This is a genomic window from Algoriphagus taiwanensis (assembly GCF_036245645.1).
Classification (GTDB): Bacteria; Bacteroidota; Bacteroidia; order Cytophagales; family Cyclobacteriaceae; genus Algoriphagus; species Algoriphagus taiwanensis.
This window is the reverse complement of the sequence record NZ_BTPE01000004.1, coordinates 74,848-97,550: the sequence shown is the minus strand read 5'-3', so window position 1 is coordinate 97,550 and position 22,703 is coordinate 74,848. Positions and strand designations below refer to the sequence as shown.

The 22,703-nt window shown below is 44.4% G+C and carries 24 protein-coding genes and 1 other RNA gene; 15 read left to right on the top strand and 10 right to left on the bottom strand.

Annotated features, from left to right (window positions below):
- Positions 1-5 precede the first annotated feature (5 nt).
- A complete protein-coding gene (gene recA, locus AAA938_RS06730) occupies positions 6-1,034 on the bottom strand; it encodes a recombinase RecA (RefSeq protein ID WP_338221703.1) in 1,029 nt (342 codons plus the stop codon).
- 153 nt (positions 1,035-1,187) lie between these two features.
- On the opposite strand from recA, the gene AAA938_RS06725 reads away from it, so the two are divergent.
- From AAA938_RS06725 to tsf, 8 genes are all read left to right on the top strand, one after another.
- Positions 1,188-1,994: a DUF3108 domain-containing protein gene (locus AAA938_RS06725; protein ID WP_338227867.1), complete on the top strand. Its 807-nt coding sequence runs from the start codon at positions 1,188-1,190 to the stop codon at positions 1,992-1,994.
- Between the two features lie 146 nt (positions 1,995-2,140).
- Complete coding sequence (locus tag AAA938_RS06720; protein WP_338221701.1) at positions 2,141-2,830, top strand: response regulator transcription factor; 690 nt, start codon at positions 2,141-2,143, stop codon at positions 2,828-2,830.
- A 3-nt stretch (positions 2,831-2,833) separates the two neighbouring features.
- Positions 2,834-3,916 carry a sensor histidine kinase gene (locus tag AAA938_RS06715; protein WP_338227866.1) on the top strand — a complete coding sequence of 361 codons (1,083 nt, stop codon included), beginning with the start codon at positions 2,834-2,836 and terminating at the stop codon, positions 3,914-3,916.
- 79 nt (positions 3,917-3,995) lie between these two features.
- The gene (locus tag AAA938_RS06710; RefSeq protein ID WP_338227865.1) at positions 3,996-4,706 is read left to right on the top strand and encodes an RluA family pseudouridine synthase; all 711 of its coding nucleotides are present in this window, start codon (positions 3,996-3,998) and stop codon (positions 4,704-4,706) included.
- 180 nt (positions 4,707-4,886) lie between these two features.
- Positions 4,887-5,330: a 50S ribosomal protein L13 gene (gene rplM, locus AAA938_RS06705; RefSeq protein ID WP_338227864.1), complete on the top strand. Its 444-nt coding sequence runs from the start codon at positions 4,887-4,889 to the stop codon at positions 5,328-5,330.
- Between the two features lie 10 nt (positions 5,331-5,340).
- Positions 5,341-5,727 carry a 30S ribosomal protein S9 gene (gene rpsI / locus AAA938_RS06700; protein WP_338227863.1) on the top strand — a complete coding sequence of 129 codons (387 nt, stop codon included), beginning with the start codon at positions 5,341-5,343 and terminating at the stop codon, positions 5,725-5,727.
- 38 nt (positions 5,728-5,765) lie between these two features.
- Positions 5,766-6,527: a 30S ribosomal protein S2 gene (gene rpsB / locus AAA938_RS06695; RefSeq protein WP_338227862.1), complete on the top strand. Its 762-nt coding sequence runs from the start codon at positions 5,766-5,768 to the stop codon at positions 6,525-6,527.
- A 184-nt stretch (positions 6,528-6,711) separates the two neighbouring features.
- Complete coding sequence (tsf, locus tag AAA938_RS06690; protein WP_338227861.1) at positions 6,712-7,542, top strand: translation elongation factor Ts; 831 nt, start codon at positions 6,712-6,714, stop codon at positions 7,540-7,542.
- A gap of 62 nt (positions 7,543-7,604) precedes the next feature.
- On the opposite strand, the gene vapC is transcribed toward tsf, so the two are convergent.
- The 3 genes from vapC to AAA938_RS06680 all read right to left on the bottom strand — a co-directional run bounded on the left by vapC (position 7,605) and on the right by AAA938_RS06680 (position 9,632).
- Positions 7,605-7,997 carry a type II toxin-antitoxin system VapC family toxin gene (gene vapC / locus AAA938_RS20250; protein ID WP_420915727.1) on the bottom strand — a complete coding sequence of 131 codons (393 nt, stop codon included), beginning with the start codon at positions 7,995-7,997 and terminating at the stop codon, positions 7,605-7,607.
- A 5-nt stretch (positions 7,998-8,002) separates the two neighbouring features.
- Entirely contained in the window at positions 8,003-8,197 is a 195-nt protein-coding gene (locus AAA938_RS06685; protein ID WP_338227860.1) for a type II toxin-antitoxin system VapB family antitoxin, read from the bottom strand.
- Between the two features lie 145 nt (positions 8,198-8,342).
- Entirely contained in the window at positions 8,343-9,632 is a 1,290-nt protein-coding gene (locus AAA938_RS06680) for an aminopeptidase P family protein (RefSeq protein WP_338227859.1), read from the bottom strand.
- A 321-nt stretch (positions 9,633-9,953) separates the two neighbouring features.
- On the opposite strand from AAA938_RS06680, the gene AAA938_RS06675 reads away from it, so the two are divergent.
- The 4 genes from AAA938_RS06675 to AAA938_RS06660 are packed head-to-tail and all read left to right on the top strand — an operon-like array spanning position 9,954 to position 14,489.
- Positions 9,954-11,183: a M16 family metallopeptidase gene (locus tag AAA938_RS06675; RefSeq protein ID WP_338227858.1), complete on the top strand. Its 1,230-nt coding sequence runs from the start codon at positions 9,954-9,956 to the stop codon at positions 11,181-11,183.
- A 3-nt stretch (positions 11,184-11,186) separates the two neighbouring features.
- A complete protein-coding gene (locus tag AAA938_RS06670) occupies positions 11,187-11,834 on the top strand; it encodes an O-methyltransferase (protein ID WP_338227857.1) in 648 nt (215 codons plus the stop codon).
- Positions 11,835-11,893: 59 nt separating this feature from the next.
- Positions 11,894-13,474 (top strand): LysM peptidoglycan-binding domain-containing protein, encoded by a 1,581-nt coding sequence (locus AAA938_RS06665; RefSeq protein ID WP_338227856.1) that lies wholly within the window; start codon positions 11,894-11,896, stop codon positions 13,472-13,474.
- 22 nt (positions 13,475-13,496) lie between these two features.
- Positions 13,497-14,489, top strand: coding sequence for a DUF3078 domain-containing protein (locus AAA938_RS06660; RefSeq protein WP_338227855.1), 993 nt, complete (start codon positions 13,497-13,499; stop codon positions 14,487-14,489).
- Here the strand turns inward: AAA938_RS06660 and AAA938_RS06655 are convergent.
- Together AAA938_RS06655 and AAA938_RS06650 are read right to left on the bottom strand one after the other, a co-directional pair.
- Positions 14,486-14,935: a hypothetical protein gene (locus AAA938_RS06655; RefSeq protein WP_338227854.1), complete on the bottom strand. Its 450-nt coding sequence runs from the start codon at positions 14,933-14,935 to the stop codon at positions 14,486-14,488. The genes AAA938_RS06660 and AAA938_RS06655 overlap by 4 nt on opposite strands.
- A gap of 122 nt (positions 14,936-15,057) precedes the next feature.
- The gene (locus tag AAA938_RS06650; protein ID WP_338227853.1) at positions 15,058-16,200 is read right to left on the bottom strand and encodes a DNA polymerase III subunit gamma/tau; all 1,143 of its coding nucleotides are present in this window, start codon (positions 16,198-16,200) and stop codon (positions 15,058-15,060) included.
- Positions 16,201-16,446: 246 nt separating this feature from the next.
- On the opposite strand from AAA938_RS06650, the gene ssrA reads away from it, so the two are divergent.
- Positions 16,447-16,848: a transfer-messenger RNA gene (ssrA, locus tag AAA938_RS06645) on the top strand.
- Positions 16,849-16,979: 131 nt separating this feature from the next.
- Positions 16,980-17,333, top strand: coding sequence for a hypothetical protein (locus AAA938_RS06640; RefSeq protein WP_338227852.1), 354 nt, complete (start codon positions 16,980-16,982; stop codon positions 17,331-17,333).
- A gap of 14 nt (positions 17,334-17,347) precedes the next feature.
- On the opposite strand, the gene AAA938_RS06635 is transcribed toward AAA938_RS06640, so the two are convergent.
- Both AAA938_RS06635 and AAA938_RS06630 read right to left on the bottom strand, forming a co-directional pair.
- Complete coding sequence (locus AAA938_RS06635) at positions 17,348-18,043, bottom strand: ABC transporter ATP-binding protein (protein WP_338227851.1); 696 nt, start codon at positions 18,041-18,043, stop codon at positions 17,348-17,350.
- Complete coding sequence (locus AAA938_RS06630) at positions 18,040-19,533, bottom strand: DUF5687 family protein (protein WP_338227850.1); 1,494 nt, start codon at positions 19,531-19,533, stop codon at positions 18,040-18,042. Before AAA938_RS06630 ends, AAA938_RS06635 begins: the two co-directional genes overlap by 4 nt.
- A gap of 88 nt (positions 19,534-19,621) precedes the next feature.
- Between AAA938_RS06630 and AAA938_RS06625 the strand changes: the two genes are divergently transcribed.
- Positions 19,622-20,353 (top strand): nitroreductase family protein, encoded by a 732-nt coding sequence (locus tag AAA938_RS06625; protein ID WP_338227849.1) that lies wholly within the window; start codon positions 19,622-19,624, stop codon positions 20,351-20,353.
- 13 nt (positions 20,354-20,366) lie between these two features.
- On the opposite strand, the gene AAA938_RS06620 is transcribed toward AAA938_RS06625, so the two are convergent.
- Both AAA938_RS06620 and AAA938_RS06615 read right to left on the bottom strand, forming a co-directional pair.
- Positions 20,367-20,798 (bottom strand): VOC family protein, encoded by a 432-nt coding sequence (locus tag AAA938_RS06620; RefSeq protein WP_338227848.1) that lies wholly within the window; start codon positions 20,796-20,798, stop codon positions 20,367-20,369.
- Between the two features lie 106 nt (positions 20,799-20,904).
- Positions 20,905-22,545: a S41 family peptidase gene (locus AAA938_RS06615; protein WP_338227847.1), complete on the bottom strand. Its 1,641-nt coding sequence runs from the start codon at positions 22,543-22,545 to the stop codon at positions 20,905-20,907.
- Positions 22,546-22,703 lie beyond the last annotated feature (158 nt).

Sequence of the window (22,703 nt, the reverse complement as noted above, 5' to 3'; positions counted from 1 at the left end):
GATTGTCAATCTTCCAAGTCCACCGTTGGCTCGGTAGGCAGAAGCCCTGAAGCAGCTTTGATTTTCCCTTCCAGTTCTTCCATCAGTTCAGGATTATCCAAAAGCAGGTTTTTCACAGAATCTCTTCCCTGTCCTAGCTTTTCACCGTTGTAGCTAAACCAGGAACCGGCCTTTTTGATGATGTCCAGCTCCACGCCCAAGTCAATGATTTCTCCTACTTTGGAAATCCCCTGACCATACATGATATCAAATTCCACCACTTTGAAAGGAGGAGCCACTTTGTTTTTCACCACTTTTACCCGGGTTCGGTTGCCAAGGACATTGTCTGCACTTTCTTTGATTTGGCCTACGCGTCGGATATCCAATCGGACTGAAGCATAAAACTTCAAGGCATTACCCCCTGTAGTCGTCTCCGGGTTGCCAAACATCACTCCGATTTTCTCACGAAGCTGATTGATGAAAATACAAGCGCAACCGGTCTTATTGATCGCACCTGTCAGTTTTCTTAAGGCTTGGGACATCAATCGGGCCTGTAAGCCCATTTTGCTATCTCCCATTTCTCCTTCGAGTTCACCTTTAGGAACCAATGCAGCTACCGAGTCAATCACAATAATATCAATCGCTCCCGAGCGGATGAGGTGTTCTGCAATTTCAAGCGCCTGTTCTCCATTATCCGGCTGAGAGATGAGAAGATTTTCAGTATCGATCCCCAATTTTTCTGCATAGCTCTTATCAAAAGCATGTTCTGCATCGATGAAAGCAGCCAATCCTCCGGCTTTTTGTGCCTCAGCGATACAATGCATCGTCAGAGTAGTTTTCCCTGAGGATTCAGGACCATAGATTTCGATGACTCTTCCCCGAGGAATGCCTCCTACACCCAAAGCCATGTCAAGCCCCAAAGAACCGGTAGAGATCGCGGGGACTTCCAGGACTTTATTGTCACTCAGCTTCATTACGGTGCCTTTGCCGTAAGCCTTTTCGAGTTTATCGATGGTCAGCTGTAGTGCTTTTAGTTTTTCTGCGTTATTACTCATGAGTTAGAAAAGATGAAAATTGAAGATTGGAAATTTACCAAATACCCAAGCATTAGCAATGAAAAGCCCGGATTGTTTTCGATTGCCAAATTTGTACATTTAATTTATCCGAAAAGCTCTATTTTTCGTTTAGAAAAACAAAACCTGAAAATTTTGTCAGTTATTGTCAGAAAATCCATGATTCGCTCAAGTCTCTTCCTTGCGGGAATCCTCCTTCTTCTCCATTTCCCGGCTCCTGCCCAATCCAATAAGGCCTTTACCTTTGGGGAAGAGCTGACTTTTGAGGTGAGTTATGGTTGGCTGGAACTGGCCGAAGCCAAACTTCAGGTGGCCAAGCGGGCTGTGCAGGAAGGGACCAAAGCTCATTATAAAATAGATGCCTACGGCAAAACCAAAGGAGCTGCCACCATTTTCGGAAAAGTAAATGACAACTGGGGCACCCACCTAGATACAGGAAGTTTGCTCCCCTCCCTTTCCTATAGGCATATTGAGGAAGGAAAATACCGAAAGCACGAAAAGGTCTATTTCGATCAGGAGAAAAAGCTGGCCAAAATGGAACTCTATGACCGTGAAAACAAAAACTTAAAAGAGGTCAAAGAATTTAACCTGCCTGGAAAAGTCCAGGATTTGGTCAGTGGCTTTTATTATTTGAGAACACTTGACCTTTCCAAACTAAAGAAAGGAGAGACCATCACGATTACTGGATTTTTTGATAAAGAAATATATAACCTAAAATTAATATACGAAGGCAAGGAAGAGATCGATACCAATCTCGGCAAGCAGGAAACCTTCGTTTTTTCTCCTCAAATACCCAAAAACAAACTCTTTCGCGGAGAATATCCGGTCAAAGTGTGGGTTACTACGGATCAGAATAAAATTCCGGTAAAGATCAAAGCCAATCTTTTCATTGGTTCGCTGAATATCGACATCGCAGAGGCGAAAGGACTCCGGTCAATGTAATATTTTCTTAATTTTTGAATAACGTCCGCTTAACTTTTAGGAAACCTCAAGCCCAAAAACCCATTCAAAAAGCTGGTCAGCCAATGATTGTTTGGTTTAAATGAGGGATTATTGATTAATTTTAACCGAACCTTAAAATCATCTCCATGAGCGAGAAGCAGAAGATCAAAGTTTTGGTCGTCGATGATGAACCAGATATCGTTGAAATTCTAAAATATAATCTCCAAAAAGAGGGGTATGAAGTAGCCACCGCAGAGGACGGAATCAAAGCTGTGAAGACAGCCGTCAAATTCCAACCCGATGTCATCTTGCTTGATATCATGATGCCCGGACAGGACGGCGTGGAAACGTGCCTTCAAATCCGTCAGATTCCCGAACTCAAAAATGCTTTTGTCATCTTCCTCACAGCCCGGATGGAAGAATACTCCGAGGTAGCGGCCTTTGATGTAGGGGCAGATGATTACATCACCAAGCCCATTAAGCCCAGAGCCTTGATGAGTCGAATTGCGGCCCTTTTCCGCAGGGAATCCAAAAAAGAGCAGGAAGTATCCCAAATCAAAATCAGGGACCTTGTCATCGACAGAGGTAGCTACACCATCAATAAGTCTGGCAAAACCATCACCCTGCCCAAGAAAGAATTTGAATTGTTGTATTTCCTCGCCAAAAACCCTAATATGGTCTTCAGCCGGGATGAGCTTCTCCAAAACATCTGGGGTTCGGATGTTTTTGTATTAGCCAGGACAGTGGATGTGCATATCCGTAAAGTCCGGGAAAAAATCGGAGAAGACTACATCACCACGGTAAAAGGCGTAGGATACAAATTCGACTTGGGATAACACATGCTTACCAACTCCAGGGGGATAGCACTTATTTTGGCTATTGCCATTGCTGCTTTGGCGACTGCTTTCCTTTCCCTGATGGGCGAGAGCTCCATCACTTATATGCTGGTGGCGGGAGCTTTGATTTTTTCCATTTCCTACTTGCTGATCAATATCACTTTGGAGTTTCTCATTTTTAGAGAAATAGGGAATATTTATACCCTTTTGGAAAAAATCCAGAAAAAGGATCTTTCCGATATTCAGGACAAATCCTTTCGCTCCTCCCTCTCTCCGCTTCGCAAAATCAACTCGGTGATCAACTCCTACGCGATCGCCCGTCAGAAAGAAATAGAAACTCTGACCAAAAACGCGGAATTCAGAAGGGAATTTATCGCTGATATTTCCCATGAACTCAAGACTCCCATTTTTGCTACGCAGGGATATATTCATACCCTTTTGGATGGAGCCATAGAAGACAAGCATGTTCGGATGAAATTCCTGAAGCGTGCTGCCAAAAGCTTGGATTCACTTGATGTACTGGTTCAGGACTTGCTTACACTGAATCAAATGGAGAGTGGAGTTATCAAGTTTTCCTTTTCCGATTTCGACCTTCGAGAACTCATCGATGAAGTCATCGAAGAATTAGAGCACAAAGCTTCCAAGCGGGAAGTGAAAATCAAATGGGAGTATGACTCCGAAAGGAAATATATCACCCACGCCGACCGACCCAAAATCTACCGCGTGTGCCAAAATCTGATTTTCAACGCCATCAAATACAACCACCATGGAGGGGAAGTGCAGATTTCACTTAAACCCGGGAAAAACACCCTCCAAGTAGAAATCAAAGATGATGGACAAGGCATTCCCCCTGAAGATCTCAAGCGGATATTTGAGCGCTTCTATAGAGTGGAGAAAAGCCGAAACAAGAAAGAAGGCGGTACCGGGCTGGGATTGGCCATCGTCAAACACATTCTGGAGGGCCACAAAAGCAAGATTTCTGTCAGCTCTACCGTGGGTAAAGGGTCCCTATTTAGCTTTTCACTTCCCATGATCAAGCATCAGGAACAGGAAGACTCAGCCAAAGCAAGTCCACAGAAACAGTAAATTAAACGACAGGTATTTTTTATTCCTCTATCCTTTTGGCTTACCTTTGCCCCCTCTTTAAAGAGGCGCGGGAAAATCCATGAAGAAAGTAGACTTTCAAAACCTTATTCTGTTCGAAAACGAGGATTACCTGGTGATCAACAAGCCGCCTTACCTGTCGAGCTTAGACGACAGGCACGAGGCGCAGAACATTCTGGACCTTGCCAAGATGCACACAGCAGATGCCCAGCTGTGCCATCGATTGGACAAGGAGACCTCCGGATGTCTGGTGATTGCCAAAAATCCAGAGGCCTACAGGCACTTGGCCATCCAGTTTGAAAACAGGGAAGTCGAAAAAGTCTATCATGCCGTCATCGAAGGAATCAAGGACTTCCGGCAGGAGCTGGTAGACCGAAACCTCGTGGCGACAAACAAAGGAATTGCCAAAGTCAGTAAAGAAGGAAAGCCTGCGCAGACCGTCTTCAACACCTTGAAGACCTACTATGCGCATACGCTCGTAGAATGCAAGCCTATCACCGGTCGTCTGCATCAGATTCGAGTACATTTGGCTTATCTCAAGTCTCCGATTTGCGGAGACACTTTATATGGTGGCAATCCCTTATACCTTTCTTCGCTCAAGCGCCGCTTCAATCTCAAAAAAGACACAGAAGAATTACCCATCATGCAGCGGGTTTCCCTTCATGCTTATTCTATAGCCTTTGAGGGTCTGGATGGAAAATCCATTCAAGTCGTTGCGCCTTATCCAAAGGACTTTCAGGTACTGGTCCATCAGCTGGAAAAAAATACCTGATCGAAAGCAGGGCCAAGGAAGCTAAAAAACCGAGGAAAATTCGGGATTTTGGACCTAAACCCATGAAAATTAGGAATAAGGATTGGAAATAGTTTGCATAAAAAACAAAATGCATCTATCTTTGTGTCCCTTTTTGGGGTCGATAATTAAATAACAAGCTAAAAATTAAACAGTTACACAGTGGATACTCTGAGCTATAAAACCATCTCAGCCAACAATTCCACCGTAGAAAAGCAGTGGGTCGTCGTAGACGCGCAAGCTGCGATTCTGGGAAGATTGGCGAGTGAGGTTGCGAAAATCTTGAGAGGAAAGACGAAGCCTAGCTTCACTCCTAACGTGGATTGCGGTGACAATGTCATTGTAATCAACGCAGACAAGGTACGATTGACGGGTGACAAGTGGGATGCCAAAGTATATGTGCGTCACACCGGATACCCAGGTGGACAGCGAATTTCCACCCCAAGAATCCTGAAGCAGAAGTCTTCAGCGATTTTGGTGGAGAAAGCCGTTCGAGGCATGCTGCCTAAGAACAGATTGGGAAGAAAAATGTACGGTAACCTGTACGTGTATGAAGGTGCTGAGCATCCTCATGCCGCACAGCAGCCAAAAGCCATCACCCTTTAATCGCTAAATCATGGAAATGATCAACACAATCGGTAGAAGAAAAACATCCGTAGCCCGAATCTACATGACTCCAGGCAACGGAACCATCACCGTAAACAACAAGGCAATTGAAGTGTACTTCCCGTTTGATTTGCACCAGATTGTAGTTAAGCAGCCTTTGGCACTAGTAGGTGTAGAAGGTAACTACGACGTGAAAATCAATGTAGACGGCGGTGGAATCAAAGGACAGGCTGAAGCAGCTCGTATGGCAATCTCCAGAGCGCTATGCGAATTTGATGCTGAGCACAGAGGACCTTTGAAAAAAGAAGGTTTCCTTACTCGTGACCCTAGAATGGTCGAGCGTAAGAAGCCAGGACGTAGAAAAGCAAGAAGAAGATTCCAGTTCTCCAAGCGTTAATCGGAACGATCTTCATTCCATAGAAAACAATTTTATTCATGTCAAAAATCGAATACAAAGACTTACTGGATGCTGGTGTTCACTTCGGACACTTGACGAGAAAGTGGGATCCAAGAATGGCTCCATATATCTTCATGGAGAAAAACGGTATCCACATTATCGACCTCAACAAAACGCTTGCTTGCCTCGAAGAAGCATCCAACGCAATCAAGCAAATTGTACGTTCCGGCAAAAAAGTGATGTTTGTCGCTACGAAAAAACAAGCCAAAGACCTAGTAGCTGCAGAAGCTCAGCGTCTCAATATGCCTTACGTGACCGAAAGATGGTTGGGTGGTATGTTGACCAACTTCGCTACCATCAGAAAATCTCTTAAGAAGATGTCTTCTTTGGAGAAAATGATGAAGGAAGATTCTTACAAAAACCTGGCTAAGAAAGAGCGTCTGATGGTAAGCCGTCAGAAAGACAAAATGGAAAGTGTACTCGGCGGTATCGCTGACCTGAGCAGACTTCCTGCAGCTCTTTTCGTAGTAGATATCAAAAGAGAACACATCGCAATCGCAGAAGCGCAAAAATTGGGTATCCCGGTTTTCGCATTGGTAGATACCAACTCAAATCCTAACGAGGTGGACTTCCCAATCCCTGCAAATGATGATGCATTTAAGTCTGTTTCTTTGTTGGTAAAAGCTTTCGGAGCAGCCATCGAAGAAGGTCTTTCCGAAAGAAAGAAAGACAAGGACGAAGCCAAACTTTCTGAAGAGGAAGAGGCAAAAAAAGCCGTGGACGCCGAAACTCAAGAGTAATCCACACCAAATTTGAAATAAATAAAATTGAACATCCGGCCCAGGCCGATGTTCAATTTTTTTGTTTTTACTCTTTCCCCTGGTGAGAAGCTTAACCCAGAGGAAATATTCCCCGGTCCTCTGTTTTGAAACATGGACCGTCAATCACAGAAAATAATTAATCGCTAGATAAACTGATCACAACATGGCAATTACTGCACAAGACGTAAACAAACTGAGACAAATGACCGGTGCCGGTATGATGGACTGCAAAAAAGCTTTGACTGAAGCGGAAGGTGACTTCGAAAAAGCAGTAGACATCCTCAGAAAGAAAGGTCAAAAAGTATCTGCTTCCAGAGCAGACCGCGAGACCAAAGAAGGCGTAGTAGTAACCCGAGTAGCCGAAAACGGCGCAAAAGGAATCCTTCTTTCCCTGACTTGCGAGACTGACTTTGTGGCTAAAAACGAAGAATTCGGTGCTTTCGCAAATACCTTGATCGATATGGCTGTGGCTAACAATGCTTCTTCCAAAGAAGATATCCTTGCCCTTCCTTTCGAAAACATCACCGTAGCTGAGAAAATCGTAGAAATGACCGGTAAAATCGGTGAGAAAATCGAAATCTCTCACTACGAAGTCATCTCTGCTGAGAAAGTCGTTCCTTATATCCACTCCAATGGCAAATTAGGTGTATTGGTAGGATTGGTGAATACTTCAGGTGCTGACGTAGAAGATGCCGGAAAAGACGTAGCCATGCAGATCGCAGCTATGAATCCGGTAGCGGTAGATAAGGACGGAGTGGATGCTTCCATGATCGAAAGAGAAATCGAAATCGGTAAGGAGCAAGCCAGAGCAGAAGGCAAGCCAGAAGAAATGTTGGAAAAAATCGCTATGGGTAAATTGCAGAAGTTCTACAAGGAAAATACTTTGTTGAGCCAGCAGTTCGTAAAGGACAACTCCAAGTCAATCGCTCAATACCTTGACGGTGTTACCAAAGGCTTGACTGTTAATACTTTCAAGAGAATCTCCATCGGATAATTTCTCCGAATTTCTACTATCAAAAAACCCTCTCAGTTAATTCTGAGAGGGTTTTTAGTTTTTTAGAAAAATTCAAGGTGAATAACTTTCCCAATTTGGGAAAAATCCCGATCGTCGTGAAGTAGCGGAATTCCTTCCAAATTGGCGAAAAAAGCAATCTGACAGTCCGGACTTTTTCGGATGGTAATTCCCTCTTTCCGACATCTCCTAAAAATTTCAGCTGATCCAATAGCAACCAAATAGGGATCTACTTTCAGTTTTGGAATAAAATTGAGAAAATGGGAAATTCTTTCTGCCTCCTTCTCAGTTTTGATTCCTTGTAAGATTTCTTGCAAAATTATGGGGCAAATCACGGCTTTGTCCTCAAAAAGCAAGACTTTAACCTTTTCTCGGATCACGGGGTCAGAATCCCTAAAAAAATGTATCCAAGCACTTGTATCAACCAAAACCTGCATCCCAGCTATTTTTCAATACGCATTTCCTCCAAATCCCCTTCCCATTGAACTTTGCCCGCTAGCCCTGCCAATTCTTTTAATTTGAGCTTTCTTAAATACTCTTCAAGGGCAAGGTGTACAGCCTCTTTTTTTGTCTTTATTGAAGCTAGCTTCATAATCTCTTCGATCAGCTCTTGATTGATTTCAATATTCGTTCTCATCTCACTACAGTCTATACACCAATTTACTTTTTTATTTACACCAAAAATAAAAAACTCCCCAAAATAGTTCTGGAGAGTTTAAAAAGGAGTCAACAAACTTTTCCAAAGTTTCGAACTTTGGAAAAGTTACCCCATCTGAATCTGCTTAAGAATTCATCAACTCTTCAATCTCCTCCGCCTCAACAGGAATATTCCGCATCAGGTCAAAATATCCCTCTTCCTGAACCACTACATTATTTTCCAAGCGAATCCCAAACCCTTCCTCCGGAATATAGATTCCTGGTTCCACCGTGAATACCATTCCGGCTTTGATCGGGAAATGCATCGTGCCCACATCATGCACATCCAATCCCAAATGATGGGAAGTCCCGTGCATAAAGTACTTTTTATAGGCTGGCCAGTTGGGATCCTGATTTTTGATATCGGTCTGATCTATGAGTTTCAAACCAACCAACTCGGATTGCATAATCAGACCCACTTCCTTGTGATAGTCCTGAATTGTCACTCCAGGGCGCAACATTGATGCCGCCTGTCGCTTGACTCTCAGGACTGCATCATACACTTCTCGTTGCCTTTTGGTAAATCTTCCACTCACAGGAATAGTCCGCGTCATATCCGCATTGTAATTCCCATATTCTGCCCCTACATCGAGCAACAACAATTCACCGGCATTGCAGGCTTTATTGTTTTCGATATAGTGCAAGACACAGGCGGATGGACCGGAAGCGATGATCGGCTCGTAAGCAAAACCCCGACTTCGGTTTCGGACAAATTCATGGATAAACTCAGCCTCGATTTCGTACTCCGTCACTCCCGGTTTGACGAAAGAGAGGATTCGTCGAAATCCTTTCTCAGTAATATCACAGGCGATCTGCATCTGATTGATTTCTTCCTGCTCCTTCACTTCTCTCAGTTCATGTAGGATCGGAGCCGCTCGCTCATATTCATGCAAAGGGAATTTCTCCTTGCAGCTTTTGATAAATCTTGCATCCCTAGTCTCCACCACTACTCCGGCACGGAGGTGTTCATTGGTATTCAGGTAAACCCGCTCCGAAAGAGCCATGACCGAGTTGAAAATCTGATCAAAAGCCGATAGCCATTGGATATTTTTTATTCCTGAGGCAGTTTCGGCTTCTTCCTTGGTGTATTTATGCCCTTCCCATACGGCGATATGCTCATTCGTTTCTCTCAGGAACAAAACTTCTCTCCAGGCAGGATTGGGGCAATCGGGAGCGATAAGCAGGATAGTTTCCTCCTGATCGATTCCAGAGAGATAAAAGAGGTCATTATTTTGTCTGAATTTCATCGTGCCATCCGCATTGGTGGGCAGGATATCGTTGGAATTGAAGATGGCCACTGAATTTTTCGCCAGTTTGGCAGCGAGCTTAGCCCGGTTGCGGATATAAAGTTCTTTGGGAAGAGGTTGATATTTCATAAGTTGAAAATTAAGCGGGCAAGTTAATAAAATCTCATTATCGGCTTCTTTGACAATAGTTCGTAATGGCCTCGACTTCGCTCGGCCACCTAGATTGACATTTGTAAAGGGAGGGGGAGGAATGCGGCTGAGCCGCATTCCTCCCCCTCCCTCAGTAACAGATCAGACGGACACCGAGCGAAGTCGAGGTGTGCATTAATAATTCCAAACACTGGAAAGAAAGCGGATATGCACGTATAAAACCTGTCTATCCTCGGAATCAAATTCAGAGATAGCCCGTTTCAAGTTAAATTTGTACTTTCCAAAAAGGATTAGCGCAGCATGCAATTGAATATAAAAGAGCTACCCAACGGGATTCGGATAGTTCACCAAGAAGTCACCCACACCCGTTTGGTTCATTGCGGATTCATTCTCAACATAGGCAGCCGAGATGAAGATAAAGAGCAGGAAGGACTTGCCCATTTTTGGGAACACATGGCTTTCAAGGGCACTCATAAAAGGAAGACCTTTCATATCATCAACCGACTGGAATCTCTCGGGGGAGAACTTAATGCCTATACTACCAAGGAAAAGGTTTGCTTTTATGCCTCGGTATTAAAAGACCACTATCCCAAAGCAGCCGAATTGCTGTTTGACATTACCTTCAATTCTACTTTCCCAGAAAAGCAGATCGAAAAAGAACGGCAGGTGATCCTCGAAGAAATGGCCATGTACCGGGACTCCCCGGATGATTCCATTCAGGATGACTTGGATGCTTTGGTCTTTGCCAATCATGCCTTGGGAAGAAATATCCTGGGCACCGAAGAGACCGTGGGGCGATTTTCCCAACAGGATTTCTTTGACTTCATTTCCACCCATTTGGACACCTCGCAGCTGGTTTTCTCTGTGGTGGGAAATATACCTTTTGAAAAAGCCCTGAAGGCAATCGAAGGCCCACTGAAGGAAATCCAAACCAGACGGACACTTTATGTCAGAAATGGATTTCACACCTACAAACCTCAGGTAAAAACAGTCAACAGGGAGGTTTCCCAATCTCTCTGTGCCATCGGCCGACCTGCCTATTCCCAGCATGACCCCAATCGATACAAGCTATTTCTGCTCAATAACATTCTCGGAGGCCCTAGTATGAACAGTCGCCTGAATCTTTCCCTCAGGGAAAATTACGGCTACGTGTACAGCATCGAGTCCAGCTATCAGCCCTTTTCAGACACAGGATTCTTTGGGATTTATTTTGGGACAGAGGAAAAAACCCTAAAAAAATCACAGACCATCGTCTACCGGGAAATGCAGAAGCTCCGAACCAAAAAGTTGGGAACTTTGCAACTCCATATGGCAAAAGAACAGGCTATCGGACAGATGGCCATGGCTGAAGAAAACTACGCTGCCCTGATGCTGGTCTATGGAAAAAGCCTAATTGATCACGACAAAATCGATCCTTTGGATCGGATATTTGATCAGATTCGATCCACTTCGGCCGAGGATATTCAAGAAATCGCAAAGGACATCTTCGACCCTGAACAACTTAGCGTCCTTACTTATATCCCCTCTTGATCCATGGAATTCATCGACCCTGCATTGCTCGCCTATTGCGAAGCACATACCAGTCCTGAGGATTCACTTCTCCAGAAAATCACCCGGGAAACCCAAGCCAAAGTCCTGATGCCGAGAATGCTATCCGGCCATCTTCAGGGCAAAACTCTAGAGCTTTTCGCCAAAATGATCCGTGCCCAATCCATCCTTGAGATCGGAACATACACCGGCTACTCAGGAATCTGCCTTGCCAGAGGCCTAAGCAAGGGAGGCAAACTCACCACCCTGGATATCAATGACGAACTGGAGCCTATGGTGAGGGGATTTTTTGAGGAAAGTGGCTTGGCTCATCAGATCGACTACCGATTGGGAAATGCCAGAGAGATTATCCCTACTCTTCCCGGTCCTTTTGATATGGTATTCATTGATGCAGATAAGTTTTACTATTCGGAGTATTTCGACTTGGTCATAGACAAAGTCAGCCCGGGAGGGATCATTTTGGCCGACAATGTGCTTTGGTCAGGCAAAGTGCTAATTGAAGAGGGGAAAAAGGTAGATAAGGATACCCAAGCATTGCTTGATTTTAACAGGAAAGTACAGGAAGATCCACGGGTGGAAAATGTACTTTTACCCCTTCGGGATGGGATTCTGATGGCAAGAAAACTGGGTTAGGATAAAATGGGAATCATTTTTGCTATTTGGGGCAGTAGCAATTGATTTCTTCGAAGACCATGATCCTAAGACTGCCCAGCTTTTTCTTTTTAAGCTTTTTCTGTACCCTAGGAACGCTTTTGGCCCAAATTCCACAGGTGCCAAGTGAGATGGAATTTGCGGACCTGATCGTGAGAATCAATCCCCAAGCCAAGCGGGAAATCCAACTGGATGTCGATGCCCTTTACCGCAATCCTACCTATTTCAAGCTCAAAAACGACCGGGTCAATCTATTCATGCCTATTGTGGAAAGAGAGCTTCGCAAGCAAGGGGTGCCTGATGATCTCAAATACCTGGTAATTCAGGAAAGTGGGCTGATCGCAGATGCGGTATCCACTTCCAATGCGGTAGGCTTTTGGCAGTTTAAGCAAGGAACGGCGGAAGAAGTGGGACTGAGAGTGGATGGACAGATCGATGAAAGGAAAAATATTGTCACTTCCACTCAAGGCGCAGCCAAATACCTCAAAAAGCATCAAGCTGTTCTGGACAACTGGATGACTGCACTCGTCTCTTATCAGATGGGACTTGGTGGAGCCAAATCCTACTTCGGAAATCAATATTCGGGTAAAAAAGTCATCGAAGTAGACAGAAATTCCCATTGGTATTTCAAAAAATACTTGGCCCATAAAGTGGCCTATGAAGGGCAAATCTCTGTTTTCGCTTCAAATCAACGATTAGCTGAAGTCCAAATACAAGGTCCGGCTACCTTCAGCACTTTGGCAAAAAGATTTGGTGTCAGCGAAGATCACCTCAAAGAATACAACAAGTGGGCAGTCAATGGAAAAGTACCTGCGGGAACGCATACCCTTTTCTACATCGCTGCAGGATCCCTTCCTGTGGAGCCTACCATTGTCACAACACCTGAAAAGAAAAACAGCAATACTTCGACTTCTTCCTCCTCGAGTACGGCTTCATCGGCTTACAAGCAGGCCGATTCCTACCCAAGAATTAGCGGCAATACCACCCAAGCGAGCAAGCCCAATCAAATCAAAGTCAATGATCTCGATGGCGTTCAGGCCTCCACTGCCACAACTCAAAGTCAATTTGCAGACCGAGTGGGCTTGAAGGAGAAAAAACTCAGAAAACTCAATGATTTGGAACCCGGAGAGCGAATAGAAACAGGAAAATACTATTACACCGAAAAGAAAAAGGCCAAAGCTGATGTGGAAACCCATATCGTACAGCCTGGGGAAACGCTTTGGAGCATTTCACAGAAATACGGAATCCGATTGGCTTCCCTTAAGGCAAAAAACAGAATCCGCAGTGACCGGGAGCTTAAGGCAGGAATGGTTCTGCAGCTTCAGGAACCCAGAAAACGCGGAGAGGAAATTCAAATCGTTCCTTTGAAGAACTCCAGCCCTGGGCCACGAACCGTAATCGCACAGGACAACACACCTACCCAAGCTCCGTCCTCATCAGCTCCAAAACAAGAACAGAAACCATCTTCCAGCCCAAGCTACCACATTGTCAATCAGGGAGAAACGCTATTTGCCATTTCCAGAAAGTACGGAATCACCGTGGAGCAACTCAAGTCTTGGAACAACATTGGCAGCAATAACATCATCTCCATCGGTCAGAAATTGGTTATCTTCCAGCCCTGATTCAGCCTGTTATCCAAAGTAAATGCGACGTTTTCTCTTACTTTTCAGTGTATTTTTTTGCTTGCTGATCCGGACTTCGATGGGTCAGGATCGGATTATTGTACCTGATACGGTTTTGATCAACGGAGACACCCTGGTGATGCTGGGCGATTCCATTTTGATCGAAGAGCCGCAAAAGGAGATCTTTTGGTCCACAGGTGGAAATTATAACCTGAATATTCAGCAGGTCACCTTGAGCAATTGGGCTGCAGGTGGGGCGAGTTCTTTTGCTCTAAACTCAGGTGTATCCCTTTTTGCCAATTATAAAAAAGACAAAAAGGTATGGGACACGCAATTGAACATCAATTTGGGCTTCAATCGACAAAACGACCGAACCTTCGAAACTCGAAAGACCAACGATAACTTTGTCTTTTCCAGCAATTATGGTAGAGAATTGTCCGATAAGTACTTTCTTTCCACCCAACTTGACGCCCGAACCCAACTTTTAGTGGGTTACAAATACAGCAGGCCCGCTGGCAGCGAAACTGAAATCCGAACCAAAATCTCCGATTTGCTTTCCCCCGGGTATATTCAGTCCTCTACGGGTTTGAATTACAGGAGAACCTTTGAGGATAAAAGCAGCCTTTCCCTCATCGTATCCCCCTTCACAGGACGATTTACCATAGTACTCAATGACTCCCTGAGCAATGCAGGAGCCTTTGGGGTGACTCCGGGAGAAAATGTACGTGCTGAAGCAGGGATGTCCTTCGGGGCTCGGGTAGCAGACTTTATTCTGATGGAAAATGTCACCTGGAGAGCCAATATCAACCTATTCTCCAATTATGAGAGCTTTGGAAATATGGTCGTCAACTTCAACTCCGACATCCGACTAAAAGTAAATAAGTACATCTCTACCCGGATCGAAACTGTGCTGATTTACGATGAGGAGGTATTTATCAAGCAGGATGATGGAAGCAGTAAACAGGCCGTGCAATTCCAAAACCTGATCAATTTCGGAATATCCCTGGATTTTTAGAAATCTACATCCAGTCCAAACTTCCGCTGAAGCTCGCCTAAGGCCGGATACTTTTTCATCAAATGGATCAGCTTATCGCTATCTGTGTATAGCTTACCGCTGTTGTCATCCTCTTCTTCCTTGATATGCACTCCGATGGTAAAGCCATTGGCGCCGGTCAATCTTCGGATCAAGCCCACCAGATCTGGCTTCATTTTATTTGCAATTTCCTCCTGCATATGTCCAGCCACTTCCAGTCTGACCTCCCCCGATTCCAGCCTGATGACCTGATCCAAAATTGCCAATTCAAACTTCCTTTCCGCTCGACGGAAGTGATCTCTTACTTCAGGCAGGCAAGAGTCCAGCATCTCTTGGGTCAGGGGCTTGGATACCGTAGGCTCCTCAACTTTGACCACTTTCTCGGCAGGCTTAGGAGCTTCGGCTTCTTTGGCTTTTCTGTCTACCAACTGCTTGGTCTGTGTCAGGCTGACCGGGATGGCAATGGTCGACTTGATCGGAGATTTTTTCTCGGGAATGGGTGTGGGACTTGGGATAGGAAGAGGCTCAGCCGGACTCTCTGAGGGATTATTTATCCTTTTTTTTTTAGCTCATCAGCCAAGGTAGCCATACGGAAAGCATGGGGGAGCTTCGCCATTTTCATCAGTGCCAGCTCCACATGGAGGCGCTGATTTTTACTCGTACGGTAGTGGATATCACACTGATTGGCAAGATTGAGGGCTGAAATCAAAAAAGAAAGAGAAGCCTGCTGGGTCTGCTGCAAATAGCGGTCCTTGGCGGAATCAGATACTTGCAAAAGATCAATAGTCGCCTCGTCTTTCACCACCAGAAGATCCCTGAAATGCTCACTCAGCCCAACAATGAAGTTGTGCCCATCAAAACCCTTTTTCAGAATCTCGTCAAAAATCAAAAGCACAGAGGAAATATCCTCAGCGACCAGCGCATCCACAACCTTAAAGTAGTAATCGTAATCCAGGATGTTGAGATTGGCAATAGTCTCTTGGTAAGTCACCTTTTTCCCCGCAGAATAGGTGACAATCAGGTCAAAAATCGACAAGGCATCTCTCAGAGCTCCATCCGCCTTAGTAGCAATCAATCGAAGGGCTTCTTCTTCGTAATCGACACTTTCTTTCTCGGCGATGTACTGAAGGTGATCGGCAATGTGCTTGATCTGAATTCGGTTGAAGTCAAAAATCTGACAGCGAGAGAGGATGGTAGGAATGATTTTATGCTTCTCTGTAGTCGCCAATATAAAAATCGCATATTTAGGCGGCTCCTCCAGGGTCTTCAAAAAAGCATTGAATGCCTGGGTGGAAAGCATGTGCACCTCATCGATGATATATACTTTGTATTGACCTTTTTGAGGAGCATATCGGACTTGCTCTACCAGATTCCGGATGTCCTCCACGGAATTGTTGGAAGCTGCATCCAGCTCATAGATATTGAAAGAGGCACTGTTTTGGAAGGAAACGCAGGAATCGCAGGTTCCGCAAGCTTCGTAGTCTTTGGTGAGATTCTCACAGTTGATGGTCTTGGCCAAAATACGGGCACAGGTAGTTTTTCCCACCCCTCTTGGTCCACAGAAAAGAAAAGCCTGGGCAAGGTGATTATTTTTGATCGCATTCTGAAGCGTAGTGGTAATATGCTGCTGCCCCACCACACTCTTGAAATCTGCCGGTCTGTATTTTCTTGCCGAAACGACGAAATTTTCCATCGCTGCAAGATATAAAAAAGTGGATACTCGGGAAGGGAGAAAAACGAGGTATGGTAAAGTTTTTCAGTAATTGATTGATTTTTAAACGGATTGGAAAATTGAAAAATTGGAAGACTGGAAAATTGAAAAAGTCGAAAAGTGATAAGGCTGTAAAATTATTGCTGGAGTTCTCCAAAATATCGTAAATCGAAAATCGTAAATCGAAAATGAACGAATTTCCTCCTACTTTTGTCTTCCCTACATAATGGGGCTGACCGGTTTTGACAGTAAGTGTAAAGATCGGGCTCGCATGCAGGCTGGAGTATGTACGGCCTTGAAAGATTCATACGAACGATAAATGGCGAAACTTCTTACGCCATGGCTGCCTAATCTCTCCTAACTAGGACAGATCGCTTAAAGGGTTGAGTCACGAGAGTGATTCCCCGGCCACATCTCCCCACTCGCCGTCTGATCCGGGTGGATTCGAGGTGTCGACTTGATCGGACTGCTGCTTGTGATGCGATTAAGCAAGCTTAAGACCAATCGATAAGCCAAGTTGAGGTGTGTCACCCAGCATAATTTGGTCGAAAACCCAACAGGTGACTAAGCATGTAGACGGTACGGTGTTTCCTTATCTGGACGCGAGTTCGAATCTCGCCAGCTCCACGAAAAAATCCCTTCAGATCAAACTGACAGGGATTTTTTTGATTTATTACCATTCTTATTACCTCGATAGCCAGTTACACTTTTCTGGATATACTCACTTTTAACATTCATATAAAATGTCAAGTTTTAGCCCAATGAAAAAACTCCTCCCTCTTTTTTTGATCCTTTTCAGCTGCAATATCATTCCCCCTGAGCCCTCAGATTACACCATAGAGGAAGTAAGTGTCGTGGGTGGTCCGGTTTTATCCGTTCAGGATAGCGTAGGCTTGCTTTTGACAGTAAGAGGGCTTCCTCCTAGCAATGCATGGAAAATGGTGTGGGAAGTCAATGGACAGGATGCTTTCACACAAGATGTCTCAGGCAAACCGGGGACATTTTCCTTCACCAAGAAATATCGAGGATCTCAGACTGGAGAATATCTTTTCAAAGGATGTATTCAATCCAAAACCAGAAGAATATGTGATGAGACCACCTTCTTCCTCCAATAGGAGAAAAATTCTTGTCAGCCTGTAAAATAGGCCTCCAACTCACTCATCATCGCTTCTTTTTCCCTTAGGTCCCGGATGATTTTTCCTTTTTCCAGCAAAACAATCCGGTCACAGATCTCCGTCACATGATTCAGGTCATGGCTTGATATCAAAAAGGTTCTTCTCGAATTCTCAGTTTCCCTCAGCACCAATTTTTTGAGTCGAATCTGAGAGCTTGGATCCAAGTTTTCGAAAGGTTCGTCGAGGAATACGACATCCGGATTGCCCATAAGTGCAGCAGCGATACCCACTTTTTTCAGGTTACCTTTGGATAGGTCACGGATGTATTTCTTTTTACCCAAGACCTCATCATTGAATAGCTCCACAAATTTTTCCAAATGAAGCCTCAAGTCCGCCTCTGACATCCCATAGATTTTCCTCAGGGATTCAAAATACTCATCCGGAGTGAGGTAGGACAAAAGCATGTGCTCGTCCAGATACGCTCCAACTTTGGCTTTCCATGCTTCTGTTTTTGCGACATTCTCTCCGTTGATCATTACGCTGCCCGCAGTCGCTCTGACCAAGTCAAGCATGATTCGGAAAAGGGTGGTCTTCCCTGCCCCATTGTTTCCTACCAGTCCAAAACACTGCCCGGAGGGAATTTCCAGACTTTCGACATCCAAAACGACGGCATCTTTGTATTGCTTCTTAAGCTGATTTACTATAATCATAATTCTTGACGGAAAGAGGATGAAATTTCGTAACGATTATTGAGTACTCGATTGATATTGATTTGGGACAAAGGCTTAAATGCCACCAATCCGATTAGTCCGATTACCCCCAAGGCAATCACTCCTGCAACCTCATTAAATAGAAGGAAAAATGGGATATAAATGGCATAAGGAAAGATAAACATCGGGATAAACATCAACCATTGGGCAGCTCCCATCCCTTCGTAATTAAACATGGCGCCTTTGTTCAAATCCATCGGTTTGGGCTTCCAAAGCGAGAAATAGATGATCACATGCATCAGCACACCAATATTGAAAAAGAAACAACAGATGTGCAAAAGCAAAAACTGAAGCCCAAAGAATGCATAAGGAATTGAGGCCAAAAGGCAAAGGAATGAAGTTCCGATAAACAGTAGATATTTTCCTCTGATCAGGGATTCAATCCCATTCCTTTTTGAAATGTAGAAATCAAAGCTTGAGGAATTCCAGCTCAGGAAAACCTGAGCATATTGAAGCATGAAAATCCCGGTAATAAATACTCCCACGAATACAAAGATCCAGTGCAGACCGCTTCCCTCCTCAGTGGCATATTGGGGGTTTTTGTAGAAAATCAAGCCATAGAGAAGGAAGAATCCGGCCAGCATCAGATAGGTCCTGCTCTTTTTATGCCGGATGATCAGCTTCCATTCCAGATTTGCAAGCTCTCCAGCCAAACCAAACCGGGAGAAAAACCCAATGTTTTGATTCACGAAGCGGACATCTTCCTCTTCGGTCAAATCTTCCAGATAGGCATTGGCTACGTAAAATTTGAAACAAAGCACATAAGCCCCCACCCCAAAAGCCAGTAAGGCAAGAAAAGGAAGTGGGCTAAGAAGGGCTAAATCAAAAACCGGCTTCATGATTTCTCCCAGATTAAACCAGCCCATGTAGCTTGAACCAGTTCCCAAGAGCAAAACGGCAAAAACGGAGATTAACCCAATCATGCTGTCATCAAATCGCTGTTTAAACCACAACATAAACCAATGCAGCGTCCAACTAGTCAATAAAATGGAACCCAGCCAAGTAATTAACCCCTGCCACCCATATTCACTCCAAACCACATCCAAGCCGAAAGGCAAAAAAAGCAGAAGTGCAATCAGGGAAAGCGGAGAAATGAAGGAACGAAGAAGAAGAATATTGACAATTCTCTTTTTACCAATGGGAAGATGAAGCAGGCTTTCCAGATCGACTACAGGCAGCTTTTGGATAAAATACCGGTACATGAACTCCGCTAAAAAGAAATAAATCAAGTAGCTGTTTAGCACATCCAGCGGGTTTTGCCCTTCAGCTAAGCTCTCAATGATTCTTTTCAGAAGAAACCCGGCCGCAAAAACATAACTCAAGAGCAAGAGAGCCAAAAAACCCATAAACAAATTCATGAGCAGGCTTTTGGCAAAGGAAGTAGACCGGACACTTTTCAGAAACTGCAGTCTAATAAGGGTAAAAAACATAGGCTTAAGTCAGGAGTTTTCTATTAATGAACCAAAATAGACCCAAACCTTTTAATTTTTAAAATAAATTTGACCTCAAAAAGGATAAATGACGAATAAGCTACAGGAATTAGGATTTTTTGAGGCGGTAGAGCAAAGGCGATCCGTTCGAATCTTTGATCAAGACACCCCATTCGACCATTCCGTCGTCCAAAAATGCCTTGAAGCAGCTATCCTTTCACCCAATAGCTCCAATCTTCAGCTGTATAACTTTGTCCGGGTGCCGGAAACCTCCCCTCTCAAGGAAGAACTATCCAGGCTTTGCATGGGACAAAAAGCTGCCACCACGGCCCGAGAACTTGTCGTCGTGGTAACCCGAAGAGATCTTTGGAAATCCCGAGCAAAAGCCAACTACGAATACATCAAAAAGTCCTACGAAGGCAAAGCCGATAAAAAGCAGAAACAGGCATTGGGCTATTATGGAAAGTTAATTCCCAAGCTGTATTCCTACTATCCGGGCTGGTCATTGATCAAAAAGCTGATCGCTTGGTGGGTGGGTTTGAAAAGACCGATGGTACGAGAAGTGGGTGAAACTGAGGTTCGCATTTCTGTCCACAAAAGTGCTTCACTGGCGGCCATGACTTTTATGCTTGCGATGAAGGCCTCAGGCTACGATACCTGTCCCATGGAAGGACATGATTCCCAGCGGGTAAAAAAACTGCTCAATCTCCCCTCCTCCTCTGAGATATGCATGATTATCGGCTGTGGAAAAGGCCTTCCAGAAGGAGTTTACGGAGAAAGATTCCGAGTACCTAGCAGCGAATTGATCAAGGAGAGCTAAGCAAATGGCCTAGTTAAAAATCATCGTTGATCTCGATCCAGTATCCATCCGGGTCTTGGATATAGATCTGTTTAATTCCATCCACCCGGTTGGTGATTTCTCCCTTCACTCCTGCCCAGCTTTCGAAAGGATAATTTCTAGCTTTCATATTGGCTACGAAAGCTGCCATATCAGGAATGCTAAAGCACAAGTGATTGGTTTTTGACTTTTCTTTCGGATGATTCGCTGCTTCGATCAAATGAAGAGAAGCCCCACCTCCGATATCGTACCAGGCATGCAGCCCATCCTTGAAAGGTTCATCGATTTCTTTGAGCGCAAGTACATTTTGGTAGAAATCCATGCTTCGCTTCAGTTCCGATACATGGACAGCAATGTGATTCACTTTGATTTGGGCAAAAGAAGCCATAGCTAAAGTCAAGAATAAGCAGGTGAATAGGATTTTCATGGTTTTCTGGGTTGGATGATTAATGATAGCCAATTTCTTCTCAAAATGAAAAAGCCAGCCCTTGGTCAGGCTGGCTCTTTGCTATTTTTTAATGCAATGCTTTTCGCTATTCCTTCAGTGTGGTAGCCAAAGCGATACGGTCCGCCTCATCAAAGAGGTTGATGGCACGCATATAGACTTCATTAATGTCATTTACCACCTTGTAGAATGCATTGTCATCAAATACCTGTCGACCCAAGTGAGCTTTCACCAGTAATCTGAGGTATTCCTTAGACTTATTGAAATCCTTGGCATCGAATTCCACTTTGTTTTTCTTACCAAACTCGGTCAATTCCATCAGCATGGCATCACTCACTTTGTATTGAGAGTAATACTCATCCAAGGTCATGGAAGCGAAACTATCCTTGTTTTTGCCATAGAAATCCAAAATAAACTCTCTGGAAGAATCCGAATTGAACAAGCGGGTCACGTAAGCACTGCTCATAGTCGTATCCAATGGAACAAAGTAATCCGGCATAATTCCTCCGCCTCCGTAGACTAAGCGGCCTTTTTTGGTCTCATACTTCAGACTGTCATTGAACTTGATGCTGTCTGCAGAGAAAAACTCTCCGTGCTCATAGCGATCCATCCAGTCTTTCTCGTAAGCCTCGTAATCTGAGCTATAAGGCTTCTGAATAGATCTTCCAGAAGGAGTGAAATATCTTGCAATGGTCAGTCTTAATTCTGCACCATCAGAAAGGTCGATTGGCATCTGCACCAAACCTTTCCCGAAGGATCTTCTACCCACAATCAATCCCCGGTCATTGTCCTGAATGGCTCCCGCCAAAATCTCAGAAGCAGAGGCTGAACCCTCATTGATCAATACAATCACTGAGCCCTCTTCAAACATTCCCGGCTTGAAGGCAAAAGCCTTTTGGCTGTATTGGGACACTTTTCCTTCTTGTGATACGATCAAATCCCGGTCTCCCAACAGCTCGTCAGCCATATTGATCGCAGCCCCCATGTATCCTCCCGGATTACCCTGAAGGTCGATGATCAGCTTCTTCATTCCCTTCACCTGAAGGTCACTGACAGACTTTCTGAATTCCTCATACGTTGTTGCCGCAAATCGGGTGATTTTGATGTATCCGATTTCGTTATTGACCATGTATGCGGCAGGGATACTGTATTGAGGGATTTTATCTCGAGTAATCTCATAGGTAATCAGATCCGGGTTATTTTTCCTCTTGATGTCGACTACCACTTTGGACCCTCTCGGACCTCTCAGGTAGTCAAACACATCCCGGTTGGTGATTCCGATACCAGCTACATTTTTTCCATCAACAGAAATGATTTGATCTCCGGATTGGATCCCCAAAGCCTCAGAAGGCCCTCCTGTCAGCGGAGCGACCACATAGATCGTATCCCGGATAATCCCAAATTCCACACCGATGCCGTCAAATTCCCCTTCCAGCTGTGACTGGGCGAGAGAAGCATCCCGGGCAGGAATATAGCTGGAGTGCGGGTCGAGGTGCTCCAGCATCTTGTTGATACCAAATTCCACGAGTTCATTGGTATTGACACTGTCCACATAGTCTCTGTTGATATAGGTCATGATCTCCTGAAGCTTGTACAAAGCAGCTCTCAGGTCATTTTGATTGCCTTTGGGTTCGGCAAATGTCGCCCCAATCCATATTCCGGCAGAAATAGCCAAGGCCAAAAGTATGGGCAATCTGATTTGGGCTTTTGAATTTTTAGTCTCGCTCACGTGAATTTTTGTTATCTCCTCTAAGTAACTCAAACTACAAGAAAATCATTTGAGTTTAAAATGGATTTTAGATAAAATTAACGATTGATTATACGATAGGAAAAGATAAAGGTCTGAACACCCCCACTTTTTCGCTCAAAAAAAATTAATTTTGCCCA

Excerpts from the sequence above, each read along its gene's own strand:
- AAA938_RS06620 (WP_338227848.1), bottom strand. The coding sequence starts at position 20,798 with ATGAAAATCCTATTCACCTGCTTATTCTTGACTTTAGCTATGGCTTCT.
- tsf (WP_338227861.1), top strand. The coding sequence starts at position 6,712 with ATGGCAATTACTGCACAAGACGTAAACAAACTGAGACAAATGACCGGT.
- rpsI (WP_338227863.1), top strand. The coding sequence starts at position 5,341 with ATGGAAATGATCAACACAATCGGTAGAAGAAAAACATCCGTAGCCCGA.
- AAA938_RS06720 (WP_338221701.1), top strand. The coding sequence starts at position 2,141 with ATGAGCGAGAAGCAGAAGATCAAAGTTTTGGTCGTCGATGATGAACCA.
- AAA938_RS06660 (WP_338227855.1), top strand. The coding sequence starts at position 13,497 with ATGCGACGTTTTCTCTTACTTTTCAGTGTATTTTTTTGCTTGCTGATC.
- AAA938_RS06635 (WP_338227851.1), bottom strand. The coding sequence starts at position 18,043 with ATGATTATAGTAAATCAGCTTAAGAAGCAATACAAAGATGCCGTCGTT.
- AAA938_RS06710 (WP_338227865.1), top strand. The coding sequence starts at position 3,996 with ATGAAGAAAGTAGACTTTCAAAACCTTATTCTGTTCGAAAACGAGGAT.
- AAA938_RS06680 (WP_338227859.1), bottom strand. The coding sequence starts at position 9,632 with ATGAAATATCAACCTCTTCCCAAAGAACTTTATATCCGCAACCGGGCT.
- AAA938_RS06650 (WP_338227853.1), bottom strand. The coding sequence starts at position 16,200 with ATGGAAAATTTCGTCGTTTCGGCAAGAAAATACAGACCGGCAGATTTC.
- rpsB (WP_338227862.1), top strand. The coding sequence starts at position 5,766 with ATGTCAAAAATCGAATACAAAGACTTACTGGATGCTGGTGTTCACTTC.
- AAA938_RS06630 (WP_338227850.1), bottom strand. The coding sequence starts at position 19,533 with ATGTTTTTTACCCTTATTAGACTGCAGTTTCTGAAAAGTGTCCGGTCT.
- AAA938_RS06625 (WP_338227849.1), top strand. The coding sequence starts at position 19,622 with ATGACGAATAAGCTACAGGAATTAGGATTTTTTGAGGCGGTAGAGCAA.
- AAA938_RS06715 (WP_338227866.1), top strand. The coding sequence starts at position 2,834 with ATGCTTACCAACTCCAGGGGGATAGCACTTATTTTGGCTATTGCCATT.
- AAA938_RS06685 (WP_338227860.1), bottom strand. The coding sequence starts at position 8,197 with ATGAGAACGAATATTGAAATCAATCAAGAGCTGATCGAAGAGATTATG.
- AAA938_RS06665 (WP_338227856.1), top strand. The coding sequence starts at position 11,894 with ATGATCCTAAGACTGCCCAGCTTTTTCTTTTTAAGCTTTTTCTGTACC.
- AAA938_RS06675 (WP_338227858.1), top strand. The coding sequence starts at position 9,954 with ATGCAATTGAATATAAAAGAGCTACCCAACGGGATTCGGATAGTTCAC.
- AAA938_RS06670 (WP_338227857.1), top strand. The coding sequence starts at position 11,187 with ATGGAATTCATCGACCCTGCATTGCTCGCCTATTGCGAAGCACATACC.
- vapC (WP_420915727.1), bottom strand. The coding sequence starts at position 7,997 with ATGCAGGTTTTGGTTGATACAAGTGCTTGGATACATTTTTTTAGGGAT.
- recA (WP_338221703.1), bottom strand. The coding sequence starts at position 1,034 with ATGAGTAATAACGCAGAAAAACTAAAAGCACTACAGCTGACCATCGAT.
- AAA938_RS06640 (WP_338227852.1), top strand. The coding sequence starts at position 16,980 with ATGAAAAAACTCCTCCCTCTTTTTTTGATCCTTTTCAGCTGCAATATC.